This window comes from Microbacterium sp. LjRoot45 (genome assembly GCF_964253325.1).
Taxonomy (GTDB): domain Bacteria; phylum Actinomycetota; class Actinomycetes; order Actinomycetales; family Microbacteriaceae; genus Microbacterium.
In genome coordinates this window covers 29,056-45,000 of sequence record NZ_CAXUQM020000001.1, presented here as the reverse complement: position 1 = coordinate 45,000, position 15,945 = coordinate 29,056, and the positions used below count along the sequence as shown (strand labels likewise).

Below are 15,945 nucleotides of genomic sequence, written 5' to 3'. Positions count from 1 at the left end.
CATGTCGACCCTCACCCAGGCCGTCCGCGCGAGCTCCACCGGCGATCGCGGCAAGCGCGCATCACGCGTGCGCTCCGATCGCTCCCGCGCCCTGCCTGCCTACTACTGGATGGTGTGGCCGGCCGTCATCGCGTTCGCTGCGTTCCACACCGTGCCCGTCGTCATCGGCATCTTCTTCAGCTTCACGAACTACGCCGGCTACGGTGCGTGGAACTTCGTGGGGGTGTCGAACTACATCAACCTGTTCCAAGACGACCGAGTCCTTCAGGCATACGGCTTCTCGTTCCTCTTCGCGATCGTCGCTACCGTGCTCACCAACGTCTTCTCCCTCGCCATCGCGCTGGGACTGAACGCGAAGATCAAGGCGCGGAACTTCTGGCGCGGCGTCTATTTCGTGCCCTACATCCTGGCGATCCTCGTCATCGGCTACGTGTTCCAGTTCTTCTTCTCCAACTCGCTGCCGAAGATCCTCGCTGGCATCCCGCTGTTCGCCGACAACATCCTCACCAACGAGACCTGGGCGTGGACAGCGATCGTCGCTCTCGCCGTCTGGCAGGCATGTGCGTTCGCGATCATCATCTACCTGTCAGGGCTCCAGACGATCCCCGCCGAGCTCTATGAGGCCTCGGCACTGGACGGAGCCAGTCCCTGGCGGCAGTTCCGCTCGATCACATTCCCTCTCATCGGGGCGTTCTTCACCATCAACGTGGTGCTGAGCCTCAAGGGCTTCCTGCAGGTGTTCGACCCGATCGTCGCCCTCACCAACGGCGGACCGGGCACGTCGACCGAGTCGGTCACCCTGCTCATCTTCCGCGGCGGATTCTCAGGAGGCGAGTTCGCCTACCAGACCGCCAACGCGGTGATCTTCTTCATCGTGATCACCGTCGTCTCACTCTTCCAGTTCCGGGTCCTTCAGCGCAGAGAGGCCGATTTCTGATGACCACCATGACCAACACCGCCCCGCAGCTCGAAACAGCCACCGCCTCCATCCGCCGCCGTCGGCGCGGCGGAGAGCCCGATGACGACACGCGCCGCACCAACTGGTGGGCGACCGCCCTCATCGCGGTCTGCTCCCTCACCGTGCTGATCCCGCTGTACCTCGCGGTCGTCGTCGCGCTGAAGACCCCGGAGCAGCTCACGCAGGGCACAGGCTTCGAGCTACCGAACCCCATCCGCTGGGAGAACTTCGCCGACGCGTGGGAGCGCACGAGCTTCCCCCAGGCGCTGGCGAACACCGCGTTCATCACCGTCGGATCCGTCGTCTTCACACTGCTCACGAGCTCGGTCGTCGCTTACGCTCTGGCCCGCAACATCCACCGCGCGTTCTTCAAGGGCGTGTTCTTCTACCTGCTCGCCGCGCTGTTCATCCCGTTCCCGATCATTATGCTGCCCCTCGTCAAGCAGACTTCGATGCTCGGACTCGACAATCAGGTCGGCATGATCCTGCTGTACACGATCTACGGGCTGTCGCTGAACATCTTCATCTACACCGCCTACATCCGGTCGATCCCGATCGAGCTCGAGGAGGCCGCGCGCGTCGACGGCGCATCGACCTGGCGGGTCTTCTGGCAGGTCATCTTCCCGCTCCTGATGCCGATGAACGCCACGGTCGGCATCCTCACCTGTGTGTGGGCGTGGAACGACTTCATCATGCCGCTCGTCGTGCTCACCGACCCCGCCGCACGCACTCTGCCCCTCGCGCAGTACGTGTTCCAGGGTCAGTTCAATACCGACTACACCGTCGCCTTCTCGTCCTACCTCATGGCGATGGCTCCGCTGCTGATCGTCTACATCTTCTCGCAGCGGTGGGTCATCTCCGGAGTCACGCGGGGCTCGATCAAATAGGACAGCGTCCGGCCACCCGTCTCAACACCCTCCCCGTGTCGGCGCGACACGAGCGTCAACGCGCCGGCCCAGCCACAGGACCACTCGTCAGTTCGAGAGCAGGAATCGGTGACGGCCAGCGTCGAGCTCGACTTCTGCGCTCTCGACCCGGACGACAGCCGACGATCCGGCCGGGACGGTGATGTCGAACCGCCAGCCGCCAGGCCCGCGCTGCCACGCTACGGCGGCGTCGCCGAGCGGCGTGCGATGGGAGATGCGGGCACGGTCGATCCGCTCGTCCGCGACGGGCGTGACCTCGAAGCGCCGCCAGCCCGGTTCCAGCAGGCGAAGACCGCCGACCCGCTGCTGAATCCACGCGTCCACCGATCCGAGGAAGTAGTGATTGCGCGAGCGCGAGTCGCCGTCCCACGATTCGAGCAGTGTGGACTCGCCTGCCTCGAACCATGCCCCCCATCCCGGCCTCGTGCGGGTGGTCAGCACGGTGACGGCAAGGTCGTCGCGTCCCGCCGCGCTGAGGACGGGGAGGAGGTGTCGCACACCGACGGCGCCACAGTCGATGTGCCCGTGCGTACGGTTCTCGATGTCGTCGATCAGCCCGGCCCTGACGGACTCGATGTGTGCGGTCGGTACGATCCCGAACGCGAGCGGGAGGATGTTCAGTGCCTGTCGGTAGTCGACGCCGTCGACCGCGTAGATGCCGCGGGCTGAGTCGAACCACGCGTTGTGGTACGCCTGGCCGACGCGGGTGGCCTCGGCGCGGAAGCGTTCGGCGTCGGCGTCGCCCGTCTCGCCGAGGATGAGCGCCGCGTGCTCCAGCAGGGTGACCGTCATGATGGTCGCGATGGGCGCCATTCCCTCCGGTCCGGTCATGTGCCCGGGCGCGAGCCAGTCGCCCCACGTGCGGCGGCGCCAGATCCCGTCGCCATCGAGCTCACGGAGCACCTGCTCGGCGAACGAACGCACCATCGGGGTCACCCGCTCGAGGATCGCGAGGTCGCCGTACTCGCGATAGAGGTACCAGGGGATCAGCACGGCGGACGACGACCACACGGGGTCCGTCGCGCGTCCCCATCCAGGGGTCGGGATGATCTGCGGCACCGACCCGTCCGTTCCTTGGGCGTCGATGTGATCGTCCATCCACTTGCCGAACGACTCCCGCAGGTCGAAGTGATGCAGCAGCGCCTCGGTCGCGAGATGGGCGTCGGCGGTCCAGCCGTTCTTCTCGTAGATGGGCGTGTCCGTCGGGATGCCGTGCAGATTGTTGCGGAAGGTGCCGGCGAGGGCCTTGTCGATCCACTCCAGCGTCGGTTCGGCGACGCGGAGTTCGCCCATCCGTGCGACGTCTGCATACAGCGGCACCGCGCGGACCTGCTCAACTACCGCGCCGCCGGTGGTTTCGATCTGCATCCACCGGAAGCCGCGGTACCCGAACTGCGGTTCCCACAGGAGGCCATCAACGTCGCGCTCGAAGCGAATCGTGTCGACCTGCGCCTCCCCTGGTACAAGAAAGTTGTCGCAGACGACCGACCCGTCCGGCGCCAGTTGCTCACCTGACACCACACGAACGGTTGCGCCGGTCGGGCCGCTGAGGCGCGCGCGGACACGCCCCACCATGACCTCAGCGAAGTCGTGCACCGTGCGCGTCTCGTCGAGCGCGCGCACCAGTGGCGCGGCAACCGGAGGCAGCGCGACGACGGCGGGAAGTCGTGCCTCGCGCAGCGTTCCGCGCGGTGCGGAGACGACCGTTGCAGGCTGCCAACTCGGGTCGGAGGCGCGCACCACCCAGTCCTCACCGCGGAAGAGCCGCTCCGCGTCGACCGGTCCTGCTGCGGTTTCCCAGCTGCCGTCGGTGACGACGGTCGTGGTTACGCCGGTGGAGTCGATGATGTCGAGGCGCGCGAGGGCGACTGGCTCGCGGTGCCATGGCGCGAGATACCACCCCCAGGTGTCACCTCCGCGGGCGGAGTATCGGTCGCGACCCGCGTGGATCTCGATCTCGTTGTCGCCCTCGCGGAGCAGGTGCGCGACATCCCAGATGCGATGGAGCACGGTCTTGTCGTAATCGGTGACGGCGGGCTCGAGCATCTCGTCGCCGACCCGGTAGCCATTCACCCGCACGACGCCCGTCCCGAGTGCGACCGCGGCGAGGGTCGCCGCCGCGGGCGTCGCCGCCACGGGAAAGGTCCGGCGGAACACCGGGTTCGGGGCGGGCATCGTGTCGACGCCCACCAGGCGCACGCCGTCCACGGGGATGCCGTCAGCGAGCGCCGTGCCGACGACGGGCAGAGGTGATATCCCGTCATCCTCCGTCGCGCCGTCACTGTCAGAGGCCGACCACCCGATGCGGCCTCGTTCGGACCGGAGGACGACGACGTAGTCACCCGCCGGCGCTGGCGGGGTGACGTCTAGGTAGGGGCCGAAATGGTCCCAGACGAGCTGCGGGCCCTCCCAGACCCGGTCCACGACGACGCTCCCGTCGGGTCGCTCGAGGGCGATGGTGAACCTGACGTGGGTGCCGTGCGCTTCCGCGGCGTCGCCGGGGCCGACGAGGTCGACGTTCACGGCGGTGATCGGCCCCTCCACGCGGAGCGTCTGGGCTAGTGCGTGACCCGGTTCTACCCAGTCGATGCGGGTTCGTGTGATCTGACGGGTGACACGCTGCGCGGCCGGCACGGGCCGGGCGATCCAGCTGGCACCTTCGAAAGGCTTATGCACGCGGTTGACCTCCTCGTCGACACAGAGTGAGCACCACATTACCAATCAAAGACAGGTTTTCGAGACCTCGGCATCACAGTTCAGTCGACGCGGCGCAGCGTTTCCCAGAGGGACGAGATCAATCGACCCATGTCGACCTTCTCAGGCTCGAGCAGCCACTGGAGCTGCAATCCATCCGCGACGGCGATCAGTAATGACGCGACGGCATCCGCGTCGAGGCTCGGCGACAGCTCGCCGCGTTCTTGGTGCGCGCGCACATCCTTGGACACTTCGTCGCGGAGCCAGCCGTAGCGGTCTTCGAAGAACGCCCGCGCGGGCGAATCATCCTCTGTGCTCTCCGCAGACATCGAGACGAAGAGGCGAACAAGTCCGGGCTCGCTCGAGTTGTTCTCCACGGCGCCGATGAGATGCTTGACGCTGTGTTCGTGTCGATGGCTGACGGGGTCCCCGTCGCGGTCGTCCCGGCGTCGCAGCACTTCTAGGAAGAGTTCTTCCTTGGTGCTGAAGTGGTGAAGCAGGCCTGCTTGGCTGAGGCCGCTCTCGCGTGCGATCTCACGTACGGAGACGCGGTCGTAGCCTTTGCGGGCGAAGAGCTCGAGCGCCGTCTGGAGAATCTCCTCGCGCTTCGCAACGCCCTTGGCGTAGGGCCCTCGAGTGGACATGTGTGAATGCTACCTAGGTCGGACGGACACGTGAGAACCCACCCTTCATCCCTTGATAGCCCCGGATGTCATCCCGGCGACGATCTGTCGGTTGAAGAAGATGTACATGATGAGCGGCGGGATCGTGATGAGCAAGACGTTCGTGAACAGCAGGTTCCAGGCCGTGTAGAACTGGCTCTGGAAGTTGTAGAGCGTGAGCTGCACTGTGACGTTCTCCGCACCCGGCGCGAAATACAGGGGGTTCGCGAAGTCGTTGAACACCGTCACGGACTGCACGACGATGACCGTCACGATGACGCTGCGCAACAGCGGGAAGGCAACCTGGAAGAACAACCGCAGGGGACCGGCCCCATCGAGCAGGGCTGCTTCGTCGAGCTCGCGTGGGATCGTCGCCGCGAAGGCGCGGAAGAGCAAAACACAGAACGACAGCCCGAACGCGACCTCGATGAAGATGAGCCCGTGCATCGTGCGGAAGATCCCGAGCTGCTGCATGACGTAGATGGTCGGCACGACCGCCGGCGGGACGATCAGACCCGCGAGGACCAGGAAGTTGATGAACGGATTCCACCTGGACTGCCGCCTCTGCAACACCCACCCGACCATCGCCGCGAGTACCACCATGATCGCCACCGAGCCGACGGTGAGGATCGTGCTGTTGATGAATGCGCGCACCACCGTGAAGTCGCGGGTCTGGATGACCTGGATGAGGTTGTCGAAGAACACGAACTGGGTCGGCCAGCTGAACTCGAGGAGCGAAGCCTCCCGCTGCGTCTTGAACGACGTCAGGACGATGAAGGCGAACGGCACGAGAAAGACGACGATCGAGACGACGATCGCGATGATCCCGCCCGTGAGGTTGCGGGTGCGTTCGGCTCTCATAGTTCTTTGGACTTCCGATTCAAGAAGAGGAACAACGGCAGGACGATGCCGGTGACGATGAGGAACAGAATCACGTTGCCGGCCGTCGACAGGCCGTAGAAGCCAGCGGCGTATTGCTTGTAGATCACCGAGGCGATCGTGTCGCTCGCGAATCCGGGTCCTCCGCCGGTCATCGCCCAGATGAGGTCGAACGTGCGGAGCCCGCCGATCAGGGACAGGATCACGACGGTGACGGTCGCGGGACGCACCAAGGGGACCGTGATGTTCCAGAAGCTGGTCCACGCCGACGAGCCGTCGACGCGCGCCGCCTCGTAGTAGTCGCTCGGGATGGCGACGATGCCGGCGATGAAGATCAGGGTGGCGAGGCCGACGCCTTTCCAGACGTCGACGAGGGCGATCGAGTACAGCGCGAGGCTCGGGTCGGTGAGCCAGCCCGGACCGGCGATGCCGACGGCCGCAAGCCCTCTATTCACGACGCCGTCGAACGGGTCCAGTAGCACCTTGAAGGTGATGCCGACACCGATGGTCGAGACCAACACAGGGAAGAAGACGACGGCGCGGAGGTATCCTCGCGCGAAGATGCCGGAGGTCAGCACGACAGCGAACGCGAGCCCGAGCGCCACCTTCGCGAAGGAGGTAATCACGGCATAGATCACCGTGTTGGTGAGCCCCGTCGACAGCCTCGGTTGCGTGAAGAAGGTGACGAAGTTCTCGAACCCTACGAACTCGGTCGTCGCGAGAGTCCACCGGGTGAACGCGAAGTAGAACGACGCGAAGGTGGGGACGAGGAAGAGGATGCCGTAGATGACGGCGGCCGGCGCGTAGAACCAGCCGGGGTAGGCGAAGTTGAGGCGCGATCTTGTCGACACCCTCCCCTTCCTACCCGGCCGGGCGATGAGGGTTTCGGTGGTCATGGTGCCTTCCGGGGTGTGGCGGGGTCGGTCAGGGTCGACCCCGCCACACCTGGTAGTGGGGAGGGTCGGTTACCAGCCTTCGAGGCCCAGCTGCTGGGCCTGGAGGGCGTTGTCCTCGTCGTAGGCCTTCGCCGCCTGCGCCGCGTCCGTGATCTTCGATCCGAGCTCGACGGTGAAGGCCAGGAGGTTCGGTCCCTTCACGGGCGACAGGAACTCGAGTGCGGGGGCGGTCTTGCCGTCCTCGAAGAAGGGCAGCATGTCCGAGACGATGCGGGAGACGTCGCCGCCGATCTCGCAACCGTCTACCACGTACGGTCCGGTGATCCCGCGTGCCTCCGTGATGGCATCGCACCCGTCCGGGCTGGCGACGAACGCCATGAAGCGCTTGACCTCGTCGGGGTGCTCGGTGGTCGCCGGCGCATAGACCGACGATGGCATCCACGTCGTGAGTCCGAAGTCGTCTGCAGACGCGCCCGGAACGGGGAAGAATCCGATGCTGTCCGCTTGCTCCGGGAAGTTCTGCTGGATTGTCGCCTGCGCGAAGGTCAGCATCGGATACATCGCCCCCTCGCCGTTCGCGAGCTTGGCAAGCGCTTGGTCGAGCAGCGTCGTCGCGAAGTCCTCGTTGAACGCGTCAGCATCCGCGAGGTCTTGAAGCTTCTCGAAGCTGGACAGGCCGGGCTCGTCCGCGAACTTGACCTCGTTCGCGGTGAGCTTGGTGCCGAAGTCCGGGTCCTGAGCGTAGATGTTGTAGAAGTCCGCGAGGACGACCATCTGTGAGGTCCAGGTGTCTCCGTAGGACTGGATCACGGGGTCTACACCGATGCCGCGAATGGCCGCGACGGCATCCAGCATCTCGTCCCAGGTCTGCGGCACCTCGACGCCGGCTTCCTCGAACACGTCGATGTTGTAGAAGATGCCACCGCCCATGGCCTGACCGACGGGGGCGCCGTACGTGCCGTTCGCCGTGGACACAGTGGTGACGTAGGCGTCTTGCAGCCCGTCGAGCCACGGCTCGCCCGCGACGTTGAGCAACTGCACGTCGGGATTGAGCGCCTGCATGAGGGCGCCGCTGTTGTACCAGAACAGGTCGGACATCTCACCGGTCGACAGACGCGTCTTGACCATGTTGTCGAGCTCGGTCCCCTCCGGGCCTGAGGCATCGACGACGACCTCGACGTCGTCGTTGGCGGCATTGAAGTCAGCGGCGAGCTGCTCCGCGGTGGCGATGTCGTCGGGAACGCCGGCACCCATGAACCAGGTGAGCGTCACCTTCTCACCGTCGCCGCCATCACCTTGCGGCGCCGAGCATCCGGCGACGGCGATGGCCGTGATCGCTCCGGCAGCGAGGATCGCTGGCATCCGGCGCAGGGGACGTGTGGGCATCATTACCTCCTTGTAACGGGTCCGCTTGGTGCGCGGGTGGGGCCGGCGTTGAAACGAGTCAATGACCGGCTTTCGTTGAGAGTACCTAGGGCATCAGATGGTGTCAACGATCGTTCTGTAACGATTCATCGCTTCCCCATCCATCCGTGCGGCGACGGGCGACGGGCGACTCGAGTGTCGTCTTGGACGGATCGCGTTCGACGACGTCGCCCAACGCGGCGTCGATAAGCGCCATGACATCTGGGGAAAGCGTCACTCCGGAGGCGGCGGCGTTCTGCGTGACCTGCTCCGGCCTCGATGCGCCGATGAGCGCGCTCGATACGTTCTCGTTCTGCAGCACCCAGGCGACAGCGAGCTGCGCCATCGAGAGCCCAAGCTCCGCTGCGATGGGTACGAGCGCCTGCACCCGCTCGAGCACGGGATCCCGGAAGAACCGCTGGATCATCTCCGAGCCGCCCTTCTCATCGGCCGCTCGGCTGCCGGCCGGCGTCGGCCGGCCCGGAAGATACTTTCCCGTCAGGACGCCTTGGGCGACCGGCGACCAGACGACCTGAGAAATGCCGAGCTCACGCGATGCGGGCACGACTTCCGCTTCCACGACGCGCCAGAGCAGCGAGTACTGCGGCTGGTTGGCGACGAACGGTATGCGAAGCTCCCGCGCCAGCTTCGCACCCGCGCGAAGCTGATCCGCCGTCCATTCGCTCACTCCGATGTAGAGGGCCTTGCCCGACCGAACGATGTCGGCGAACGCCACCATCGTCTCTTCCAACGGCGTCCCGTAGTCCCACCGGTGTGCTTGATAGAGATCGACGTAATCCGTGCGGAGTCGACGAAGCGTTCCGTCGATCGACTCCATGATGTGCTTGCGCGAGAGACCCATGTCGTTCGGACCCTGCGGCCCCACGGGAAAGTAGGTCTTCGAGAAGATCTCGACGGACTCGCGACGAACCCCGCGGAGGGCATTGCCGAGCACGGTCTCCGCCGCGGTATCGGCGTACATGTCGGCTGTGTCGAAGCTGGTGATCCCGACGTCCAGCGCCGTGTGCACGCACTTGACCGCAATGTCGTTCTCGACCTGCGAGCCGTGGGTGAGCCAGTTGCCGTATGTAATCTCGCTGATCTTCAGGCCTGAGTTCCCCAGATGCCGATGCCGCATTCGCCGTCCTCCGAACGTCGTCGTCCAGCGGAGCTGCTGGTACAGAGCACTCTAGCGAATACTTTTCATCGAGTGGTTTCCGTGAGCACTGCACCGACAAGGTGCTCTTCGGCGAGGTCTGGGAGTGCGAAAGACTGTCGCGTCGAGACCGCAGCTTGGTGACGGTCGCCTTGTCGGAGCGCTCCGCCAACGACTCGGAGTCGCCGAGGTCGAGAAACTCAACCGAGCGCGATCCGAGATTGCGGGCCTGAGCACGTCGACGAGCTCAGTCGCCGACGGCGGAGCATGCCGGGCTCAACCAGGCCGTCGGGGGTGAAGTTCAGACAGGAAAGGGCCGGTCGATATGTGCCTCGACCGGCCCTTTTCATTTCCTCACAAACAGTGACTGCATTTGCTCACACGGCCTGTTGTGCGCGAGGGGGGACTTGAACCCCCACGCCCTTGCGGGCACTGGCACCTGAAGCCAGCGCGTCTACCTATTCCGCCACTCGCGCGAATCCACGTCGCCGCAGACTCAACCTCCCGAGGATATCACGGGCCGGATCGCGGAGATGACCGCGGTCCGGCCCGTGAGCCGCCTCTTTTCAGGCCCGCGTACGGCGGCGAGCGCCGACCGCGAGCACGGTTCCGCCACCGCCGATCGCGAGCAGACCCAGCGTGGCCCACAGCAGGAGCGCACCGGAGTCGCCACCCGTCGCCGGGAGACCATCGACGCCGTCGATGTCGCGGGGACCGTCGCTGTCACCACCGTCGCTCTCGCCACCGTCGCCACCGTCGCCGCCATCGCCCGGGTCGGTGCTTGTGGGCGCGTCGACGGTCAGGGTCGACTCCGCTTCCACGGCGCCGTCACGGTAGACGAACACGCTCAGCACCGCCGACTCGCCCGGCTCGAGGCCGGTGACGATCAGGTAGGCGCCGACGCGCCTGACGGTGCCGGCCGTCGTGGTCACCACATAGTCGGCGGTGGGGTCGTAGTCGGTGATGAGCACCGTGATCGTCCGGCCCTCGACGGTGGGCTCCCCGAACTCGGCGGGGATTCCCGGGTCGAGCGCCGTGCCGTTGGTGTCCGCGGCGGCCGAGGTGGCCCCGGATGCCGAGGCGGTGACGGTGACGATCGCCGACTCGCCGGGGCGAAGTCCCGTGACGGTGACGATGTCGGCGCCGCCGAACGCCGCCGCGATCGCGAGTCTCGGTGCGGCGCTCCGCAGCGGCACGCCGCCACCGAGGACCGCGGTGCCCGCCGACGACTCGACCGTGTACGTGACGTCGGGGTCGTAGTTCGTGATCGGAACCGTGAAGCCGTCGGCCGTGCGGGTCACCGCGCCCAGCTCCGGACGGACGCCCCGCTCGCGTGCGGCTCCGCTGACGGTCGCCGACGCGGGGGTGGTCCCCGCCTTCGTCACGGTGATCGTCACGATCGCCGACTCGCCCGCCGCCAGTCCGGTGACCACGACGACGCCGTCGACGATCGTCGCCGTCCCGGCCGTGGTGGAGACCGTGTAGGTGGCGTCGGCATCCAGGTTCTCGATCTCGGCGGTGAAGCCGTCGCTCGTGCGGTTCACGGTGCCGAACTCCGGAGCGACGCCCTCGTCGAGCGCCGACCCGGTGGCCGTGCCCTGCGCGTCGGTGCTGCCGACCTTGGTCGCCGTGACGGTGACCGTCGCGACCTGGCCGGGCTCGAGACCCGTCACGGTGATGTCGCCGCCGGAGCGCACGACCGTACCCGCGGTGGTGGAGACGGTGTACGACGCATCGGCATCCAGGTTGTCGATCGTGGTCGTGTAGCCGTCCACGGTGCGGGTGATCTCACCGAGCTGCGGAGCGACGCCGGCGATCAGCGCGGACGACGTGACGGCGTCCGCGGCATCGGTGCGGCCGGTGCGCGAGACGGTCACGGTGACCGTCGCGCTCTCGCCCGCCTCGAGTCCGGTGACCGTGAGCGTGCCGTCTTCGAGGTCGGCCGTGCCGGCGCTGGCGTCGACGGTGTACGTGGATGCCGCGTCGTAGTTCGTGACCTCGACGGTGTAACCGGATGCCGTGCGCACCGGTGTGCCGAACGTCGGCGCGACGCCGGGCGCGATGGGCCGCACCGTGTTCGACGACGCGGACTGCGCCCCGTAACCCGACGCGTTGCGAGCGGCGACGCGGAAGGTGTACTCGACCCCGTTGCTGAGACCGGTGACGGTGGTAGAGGTGCCGGTGGCCGTGCCGCAGGCGACGAACGCTGCGCCGTCGGCCGAGCAGAACACCTGGTACCCGCTGATCGTCGTGCTGCCGGTCGAGGCAGGTGCCGTCCAGCTCACCGTCGCCGAGCCGTTCCCGGCGGTGGCGGCGACAGCCGTCGGCGCGCCGGGGACGGTGCCGGGGGCGACCGCCACGCGCGGGTCGGAGCGCTCCGAGTAGAGGCCACCCGTCGTGAGCGTCTGCACGGAGACGTAGTAGGTCGTCCCGTTGGTGAGACCGGTGATGGTGCACGTGGTGGTGGAGGTGGTGCAGCTCTGCACGGTCGATCCGCCGGCGGCCGCGGTGAAGGCGGTGGCCGTGTACGACTGGATGGTCCCGCCGTTCGCATCGGCCGGGCTCCAGGCGACGACGATCGAACCGGACGCGCCGGTGGCCGTGATGTCGCCGGGCACGCCGGGGTAGCCGATCGGCTTCCCCGAACCGGCGTTCGACGCGGCTCCGGCTCCGGCGGCGCTGACCGCACGGATCTTCACCGAGTAGGTCGTGCCGTTGGTGAGACCCGTGAGCACGAGCGGGCTGGAGGTGCCGACCGCATCGGTCCAGGTCGCGCCGTTGTCGGTCGTGTACTGGTACCGCGTGATCGAGCGGTCGCCCGCCGCACCGGCCGTGAACGCGACGCTCAGCCGCTGGTCGCCCGCCGTCACCGAGGTGATGGTCGGGGCGGACGGCCGCACGAGCGGGGTGCCGGTGGTGCGCGGCGCCGACGCGGGACCCGAACCGGCGACGTTGGCTGCGACGACGTCGACATAGTAAGAGGTGCCGTTGGTGAGGCCGGTGATCGTGCAGCTGGTGGTCGAGGTGACGCACGAGGCGATGACCGTGGTGGCCGTGGCATCCGCGTAGGCGCGCGCCGTGTAGCCGGTCACCGCGCTGCCGCCGTTGGACGTCGGAGCCGTCCACGACACGTCGAGCGAGCCGGTGTTAGAGGCTGCGGCGACCGCGGTGGGCGCGCCGGGAACGGTGCGCGGGGTCGCCGTGGCGACGACGGATGCCTGTCCGGTGCCGATCGCGTTGATCGCCCGCACCTGCACGTTCACCGGGGTGCCGTTGGTGAGGCCGGTCAGCGCGAACGCCGTCGACAGCGTGGCCGCGTCGACCCAGGTGTCGCCGTCGAGCGAGTACTCGACGCGGGTGACGGGCGAGCCGCCGTCGCCGGAGAGCGCGTACGACACCGACACGGACGAGTCTCCCGCGGTGAGCGACACCGACGGACGCGGCGGAGCGGATGCCGGAGCCACCGTGACGATGTTCGACTCGGGGCTGACCCCGGCGGCGTTGACCGCGCGCACCTGGAGCGAGTAGCCCTGGCCGTTCACCAGGCGCACGCCGGTGTCGGCCGAGGGCGCCGTGATGTCCAGCGGCAGGGCGGTGCCCGAGGCGGTGGCCCAGGTCGCGCCGCCGTCGGTGGAGTACTCCCACGAGGTGACGACGCTGCCGCCGTCGGCGCCGGGCGTGATGGATGCCGTCAGCGTGCGGTCGCTGCGCACGACGGAGGTGACCGTAGGCTGCTGCGGCGCGGAAGCCGGCGTGGCCGCGACGGGCGCGGACGCGGCGCCGGTGCCGACGGACGAGACGGCGCGCACGCGCACGGATGCCGCGACGCCGTCGGTGAGGCCGCCGATGACGAACGACGTGGAGAGGCTGCCGGTGCTCGACCAGCCGCCGCCGTTGACGCTGTATTCGTAGGAGGTGATGGCGCGTCCACCGTTGGAGCCGGGCGTGAACGTGACGGCGACGGCACCGGAGCGCGGGGTGACCGCGTCGATCGAGGGTGCGGCGGGAACGTCGACGGGCACGCCGGCGACGACGGCCGAGGCCGCTCCGGCCCCCACCGCGGTGATCGCGCGGATCTCGATCGGATAGGTCCGGCCCGAGTCGAGGGGCGTGGTGCCGTCGGACGACAGGGTGGTCAAAGCGAGGGGCGACTCGGTGTCGCCGCCGTCGTCGCGCGAACGCCACGTGGCGCCGCCGTCGGTGGAGTACTCGTAGTCGACGATCGGGCTCCCGCCGGTGGATGCCGGGGGCGTGAAGTCGACCGACAGGGTCACGGGGTCGGTGGCCGAGACGGCGTCGATCGTGGGCGCGGAGGCCAGACCGACGGGCGTACCGCTGACCGACGGCGAGGCGGTGCCGGTGCCGATCGCGTTGATCGCGCGGAGCTCGATTCCGTAGGAGGTGCCGTTGGTGAGCTCGCGGATGACGAACGGTCCGCTGTTCGGCACGTCGCGCCACGAGCCGCCGTCGACGCGGTACTGCACGCGCTCGACCGGGCTTCCGCCGCTGTCTCCGACGAGGTAGGAGACCGTGAGAGTCTCGTCGCCGGGCCGGACGGTGATGCCGAACGGGGCGGCGGGCACGCCGGGCGTGCGCACGGTCACGGGCTCCGAGGCGATGCCGGCGCCCGACGCGTTCACCGCGCGCACCGAGACGGCGTAGGAGGTGCCGTCATCGAGACCGGCGATCACGATCGGGCTCGTCGCCCCACCGGCCGAGACCCAGCTCCCCGAACCGAGGCGGTACTCGTAGTCGGTCACCGGCCTGCCGCCGTCGAAGCCGGGACTCACGTCCAGGCTGATCGTGCGGGTGGTCGCGGTGGCGCTCACGATGGTCGGTGCTCCGGGCACGGCCACGGGGGTGCCCGACAGCGGCGCGCTGGCGGCGCCGGCTCCGACCGCGCTCGTCGCGCGGAGCTCGACCCGGTAGGTCGTGCCGTTGGTGAGGCCCGGGATGGCCAGCGGCGACGTGGTGCCGGCCGCGGGCAGCCAGGCGCCGCCGTCGAGACGGTACTCGTAGCCGGTGACGGGCGCGCCCGAGGTGGGAGCGGTGAAGGAGGCGAGCAGCGAGCCGTCCTGCGCCGCGAGGGCGGTCAGGTCGGGCGCGGACGGCAGGGCGTAGGGCGTGATCGGGCCCGACTGGGGCGAGAAGTCGCCGGTTCCCTCCGAGGAGACGGCCGCGACGCGGAAGACGTAGGCGACGCCGTTGGTGAGGTCGGACACGGTCGTGTCGGTGCGCGCGCTCCCCACGAGGGTCGACTCGCTCCACGTCGCGCCGTTGTCGGTGCTGTACTGCACCGCGTAGTCGCTGACGGGCGCACCGCCGGCCGAGGCGGGCGGGTTCCACTCGAGGGCGACCGACGAGATGCCGCCGACGCCGCGCACGGCGGAGGGTGCCGAGGGCGCGCCGGTCTCGAACGAGATGGTGATCGATCCGTTGGTGCTGTTGGCGGCGACGTACTGGTACGACGTCGTCAGACCCGACCGGCCCGCGGTGCTGTTCTGTCCCACCGAGCCGCCGTAGCCGAACCACTCGTTGGACGTACCGGCACCGAACTCGATCTGACCCTGGATGCCGCCCTGGGCACCACCGCCGCCGCCGCCGGAGCCGCCGCCGTCGTCGTTGCTGCAGGTCACCTGCGCGCAGCGGTCGTAGGCGTTGATGCCGGTCTGGCCGTTGGTGGAGGTCGTGTCGGTGCGGGCGACGTAGGTGCCGTCGGCGTTGCGGCCGCGGGTGGGCGCGAACTGGCCCGACCCGCCGTTGCCGCCGCCGCCGGCTGCCACGATCTGGTCGGAGCCGATGACCACGACGCTCGCGGCACCGCCGGCGCCGCCCTGACCGGACGAACCGCGCGTGCCCGTGCGTCCGCCGGCGCCGCCGTCGAAACCGGCGAGCGGGTTGTTGCCGCCCGCGGGGGCCGCTGCCGCACCGGAGGTGCTCGACGTTCCGGTGGTGCCGCCCGAGCCGACGGCGATCGTGATGGTCTGTCCGGGTGTGACCGCCACGCTGCCGGTGACGACACCGCGGTACGACCCGACGGCGGGTGCCGGAGTGGCATCCGCGCCGCCGTTGCCGCCGAGGCCGCCGAGCATGGTGAGCGAGATCGCCGTCACCCCTGCGGGCACGACGAACGACGCCGTGGAGCCGGTGTAGTTGTACGTGGTCGTGGTCGTCACGGGCGCTGCGGATGCCGGAGCAGCAGCGGTGGCGATGAGAGATGCGGACAGCAGAGCGATGACACCCGTCGCGGCGGTGGCGCGCGCGAAGCGGTGTCGTGCAGGGACGCGCGACATGAGACTCCTCGTCGGGGGGAACTCCGATCGGATGTCGGAGCATGAGGGCTTTCTCATCCTAGAAACGGGCAGTACCC

The 15,945-nt window shown here is 68.1% G+C and carries 9 protein-coding genes and 1 tRNA gene; 2 read left to right on the top strand and 8 right to left on the bottom strand.

What is annotated here, in order from left to right:
• Position 1: 1 nt before the first annotated feature.
• Together ACSQ18_RS00190 and ACSQ18_RS00185 are read left to right on the top strand one after the other, a co-directional pair.
• The gene (locus tag ACSQ18_RS00190) at positions 2-937 is read left to right on the top strand and encodes a carbohydrate ABC transporter permease (RefSeq protein ID WP_436035049.1); all 936 of its coding nucleotides are present in this window, start codon (positions 2-4) and stop codon (positions 935-937) included.
• Complete coding sequence (locus ACSQ18_RS00185) at positions 937-1,845, top strand: carbohydrate ABC transporter permease (protein WP_436035048.1); 909 nt, start codon at positions 937-939, stop codon at positions 1,843-1,845. Before ACSQ18_RS00190 ends, ACSQ18_RS00185 begins: the two co-directional genes overlap by 1 nt.
• Before the next feature lie 87 nt (positions 1,846-1,932).
• Here ACSQ18_RS00185 and ACSQ18_RS00180 read toward each other — a convergent pair whose 3' ends face one another.
• The 8 genes from ACSQ18_RS00180 to ACSQ18_RS00145 all read right to left on the bottom strand — a co-directional run bounded on the left by ACSQ18_RS00180 (position 1,933) and on the right by ACSQ18_RS00145 (position 15,868).
• A complete protein-coding gene (locus ACSQ18_RS00180; protein WP_436035047.1) occupies positions 1,933-4,560 on the bottom strand; it encodes a family 78 glycoside hydrolase catalytic domain in 2,628 nt (875 codons plus the stop codon).
• Positions 4,561-4,640: 80 nt separating this feature from the next.
• Positions 4,641-5,222, bottom strand: a complete 582-nt coding sequence (locus tag ACSQ18_RS00175) for a TetR/AcrR family transcriptional regulator (protein WP_436035046.1) — start codon at positions 5,220-5,222, stop codon at positions 4,641-4,643.
• Positions 5,223-5,267: 45 nt separating this feature from the next.
• Positions 5,268-6,101 (bottom strand): carbohydrate ABC transporter permease, encoded by an 834-nt coding sequence (locus tag ACSQ18_RS00170; RefSeq protein ID WP_436035045.1) that lies wholly within the window; start codon positions 6,099-6,101, stop codon positions 5,268-5,270.
• Positions 6,098-7,015, bottom strand: coding sequence for a carbohydrate ABC transporter permease (locus ACSQ18_RS00165; protein WP_436035044.1), 918 nt, complete (start codon positions 7,013-7,015; stop codon positions 6,098-6,100). The genes ACSQ18_RS00170 and ACSQ18_RS00165 overlap by 4 nt, the downstream gene beginning before the upstream one ends.
• Before the next feature lie 69 nt (positions 7,016-7,084).
• Complete coding sequence (locus ACSQ18_RS00160; protein ID WP_436035043.1) at positions 7,085-8,401, bottom strand: ABC transporter substrate-binding protein; 1,317 nt, start codon at positions 8,399-8,401, stop codon at positions 7,085-7,087.
• Between the two features lie 103 nt (positions 8,402-8,504).
• Positions 8,505-9,557, bottom strand: coding sequence for an aldo/keto reductase family protein (locus tag ACSQ18_RS00155; protein WP_436035042.1), 1,053 nt, complete (start codon positions 9,555-9,557; stop codon positions 8,505-8,507).
• Between the two features lie 410 nt (positions 9,558-9,967).
• Positions 9,968-10,051: transfer RNA gene (locus tag ACSQ18_RS00150), tRNA-Leu, on the bottom strand.
• A gap of 90 nt (positions 10,052-10,141) precedes the next feature.
• A complete protein-coding gene (locus ACSQ18_RS00145) occupies positions 10,142-15,868 on the bottom strand; it encodes a beta strand repeat-containing protein (RefSeq protein WP_436035041.1) in 5,727 nt (1,908 codons plus the stop codon).
• Between the last annotated feature and the right edge of the window lie 77 nt (positions 15,869-15,945).

Coding starts and splice junctions, on each gene's coding strand:
- ACSQ18_RS00155 (WP_436035042.1), bottom strand. CDS start 9,557: ATGCGGCATCGGCATCTGGGGAACTCAGGCCTGAAGATCAGCGAGATT.
- ACSQ18_RS00185 (WP_436035048.1), top strand. CDS start 937: ATGACCACCATGACCAACACCGCCCCGCAGCTCGAAACAGCCACCGCC.
- ACSQ18_RS00175 (WP_436035046.1), bottom strand. CDS start 5,222: ATGTCCACTCGAGGGCCCTACGCCAAGGGCGTTGCGAAGCGCGAGGAG.
- ACSQ18_RS00190 (WP_436035049.1), top strand. CDS start 2: ATGTCGACCCTCACCCAGGCCGTCCGCGCGAGCTCCACCGGCGATCGC.
- ACSQ18_RS00170 (WP_436035045.1), bottom strand. CDS start 6,101: ATGAGAGCCGAACGCACCCGCAACCTCACGGGCGGGATCATCGCGATC.
- ACSQ18_RS00160 (WP_436035043.1), bottom strand. CDS start 8,401: ATGCCCACACGTCCCCTGCGCCGGATGCCAGCGATCCTCGCTGCCGGA.
- ACSQ18_RS00145 (WP_436035041.1), bottom strand. CDS start 15,868: ATGTCGCGCGTCCCTGCACGACACCGCTTCGCGCGCGCCACCGCCGCG.
- ACSQ18_RS00165 (WP_436035044.1), bottom strand. CDS start 7,015: ATGACCACCGAAACCCTCATCGCCCGGCCGGGTAGGAAGGGGAGGGTG.